General features: G+C 48.9%; 1 rRNA gene. It reads right to left on the bottom strand.

Annotated features, from left to right (window positions below):
- Positions 1–3194: ribosomal RNA gene (locus FHQ23_RS02295) — 23S ribosomal RNA — on the bottom strand; the annotation flags it as partial.
- Positions 3195–3479 lie beyond the last annotated feature (285 nt).

Here is a 3479-nt window from a genome sequence, read left to right as displayed (position 1 = left end):
GAAAACTCATCTCAAGGCAAGTTTCGTGCTTAGATGCTTTCAGCACTTATCTCTTCCGCACATAGCTACCCCGCAATGCTTCTGGCGAAACAACGGGAACACCAGCGGTGCGTCCACTCCGGTCCTCTCGTACTAGGAGCAGCCCCTTTCAATTTTCCAACGCCCACGGCAGATAGGGACCGAACTGTCTCACGACGTTCTAAACCCAGCTCGCGTACCACTTTAAATGGCGAACAGCCATACCCTTGGGACCTACTTCAGCCCCAGGATGTGATGAGCCGACATCGAGGTGCCAAACACCGCCGTCGATATGAACTCTTGGGCGGTATCAGCCTGTTATCCCCGGAGTACCTTTTATCCGTTGAGCGATGGCCCTTCCATTCAGAACCACCGGATCACTATGACCTGCTTTCGCACCTGCTCGACATGTCCGTCTCGCAGTCAAGCTTGCTTATACCATTGTACTAACCTCACGATGTCCGACCGTGATTAGCAAACCTTCGTACTCCTCCGTTACGCTTTGGGAGGAGACCGCCCCAGTCAAACTACCCACCAGACACTGTCCACGACCGCGTTTCGCAGTCTGTGTTAGAACATCAAACCTTAAAGGGTGGTATTTCAACAACGACTCCATATTAACTGGCGTTAATACTTCGCAGTCTCCCACCTATCCTACACATCAAAATTCAATGTTCAGTGTCAAGCTATAGTAAAGGTTCACGGGGTCTTTCCGTCTAGCCGCGGGTACACCGCATCTTCACGGCGATTTCAATTTCACTGAGTCTCGGGTGGAGACAGCCTGGCCATCATTACGCCATTCGTGCAGGTCGGAACTTACCCGACAAGGAATTTCGCTACCTTAGGACCGTTATAGTTACGGCCGCCGTTTACTGGGGCTTCGATCAAATGCTCTCACATCATCAATTAACCTTCCAGCACCGGGCAGGCGTCACACCCTATACGTCCACTTTCGTGTTTGCAGAGTGCTGTGTTTTTAATAAACAGTTGCAGCCAGCTGGTCACTTCGACTGACTTCACCTCCATCCGATAAGGACTTCAATTACCATCAGCGCACCTTCTCCCGAAGTTACGGTGCTATTTTGCCTAGTTCCTTCACCCGAGTTCTCTCAAGCGCCTGAGTATTCTCTACCTGACCACCTGTGTCGGTTTTCAGTACGGTTTATGATAAGATAAGCTTAGTGGCTTTTCCTGGAAGTGTGGTATCAGTTACTTCAGCACCTTAGTGCCTCCCCGTCACGCCTCTGATTTAGATAACCGGATTTGCCTAATTATCCATCCTACACGCTTGGACCGGGACTTCCGTCACCCGGATAACCTAACCTGCTCCGTCCCCACATCGCTCTTATCACAAGTACGGGAATATTAACCCGTTTCCCATCGACTACGCTCTTCAGCCTCGCCTTAGGGGCCGACTCACCCTGCCCCGATTAACGTTGGACAGGAACCCTTGGTCTTCCGGCGAGGGGGTTTTTCACCCCCTTTATCGTTACTTATGTCAGCATTCGCACTTGTGATACGTCCAGCAGCCCTCTCAAGCCACCTTCTTCCGCTTACACAACGCTCCCCTACCCAATCAGGGAACAGGTTTCAGGGTTCTGGTGTCAGTCTCTCAGACTTTCACTTAAACCATTCAACATTTTGGCAACCTCTTCGTATTCATTACGCCAAGCTTGCCATTGTTGTTTCTCTATATAATTCAGGTCTATACAATATCTTAACCAAACTCGTGTCTCATCTGCACTGCCTATTGCCATGGCAATATAACGTCTAAACTCAGCAGATGAACGTTGCTTCGCAAAACCTTCTGCCAGATTTGCACAGATGCTTTTACTTGAACGTCTTAGTTGGTCAGCCAAGGCAAATTGTTCTACTTTTGGAAAATTTAATGTCGCTTGATGAATTTCTAATGAAACCCGATACGCTTTTTGAAATACATTTAAATCTTCAAATCGTTTTACCATGCCCTGACTCCTGTAGCCTGAACCCTGAAACCTGCTCCCTGAATGCCGCAGCTTCGGTGCTATGTTTTAGCCCCGTTACATCTTCCGCGCAGGCCGACTCGACTAGTGAGCTATTACGCTTTCTTTAAATGATGGCTGCTTCTAAGCCAACATCCTAGCTGTCTAAGCCTTCCCACTTCGTTTCCCACTTAACATAGACTTTGGGACCTTAGCTGGCGGTCTGGGTTGTTTCCCTCTTCACGACGAACGTTAGCACCCGCCGTGTGTCTCCTAGATACTACTCTTCGGTATTCGCAGTTTGCATCGGGTTGGTAAGTCGGGATGACCCCCTAGCCGAAACAGTGCTCTACCCCCGAAGGTATTCATCTAAGGCTCTACCTAAATAGATTTCGGGGAGAACCAGCTATCTCCCGGTTTGATTGGCCTTTCACCCCCAGCCACAAGTCATCCGCTACTTTTTCAACAGTAGTCGGTTCGGTCCTCCAGTTAGTGTTACCCAACCTTCAACCTGCCCATGGCTAGATCACCGGGTTTCGGGTCTATATCATGCAACTATCCGCCCAGTTAAGACTCGGTTTCCCTTCGGCTCCCCTATTCGGTTAACCTCGCTACACAATATAAGTCGCTGACCCATTATACAAAAGGTACGCAGTCACCCCCACAAAAGAGGCTCCCACTGCTTGTACGTACAGGGTTTCAGGTTCTATTTCACTCCCTTCACCAGGGTTCTTTTCGCCTTTCCCTCACGGTACTGGTTCACTATCGGTCAGTCAGGAGTATTTAGCCTTGGAGGATGGTCCCCCCATCTTCAAACAGGATTTCTCGTGTCCCGCCCTACTTATTGTTAGCTTAGTACCATAAATGCGCCTTCGGATACGGGATTATCACCCTCTACGATTGTGCTTCCCAACACATTCTCCTAACACACTTACTATCACTAACGGCTCTTCCGCGTTCGCTCGCCGCTACTTACAGAATCTCGGTTGATTTCTTTTCCTCGGGGTACTGAGATGTTTCAGTTCTCCCGGTTCGCCTTGTTAACCTATGAATTCAGTTAACAATAGTAGATTCTTCATCTACTGGGTTGCCCCATTCGGATATCGTGGAGTGATTACGCTTCTTATCAACTCCTCCACGCTTTTCGCAGATTAGCACGTCCTTCTTCGCCTCTGACTGCCTAGGCATCCACCCTGCACGCTTCGTCACTTAACCATACAACCTCAAGAATTTTTATACCCCACGTTCACTTTCGTGTCCGTTCAGTTGCCATTCCTAAAGCCGCTTTCCATTGACGCGTGCGTAAGTTTCCCTACGCTGACTTGCCCAGTGCCTTTTCTCACTAAACAAGCCTCTTTCGATTGTCGATTGCTCGACCTCTCGAATACTCAGCTCTTACGTCCTCTCGAACGCTTGAGTTCTCTTCAGTTTTTAGCTTGTGTCCAAATTTTTAAAGAACAAATCGGTCTTTCAACCAATAGTCAATCCTCTTAACCGCAC

Source organism: Testudinibacter crocodili, assembly GCF_006228025.1.
GTDB lineage: Bacteria > Pseudomonadota > Gammaproteobacteria > Enterobacterales > Pasteurellaceae > Chelonobacter.
This window is presented reverse-complemented; position numbering and strand designations above follow the sequence as displayed.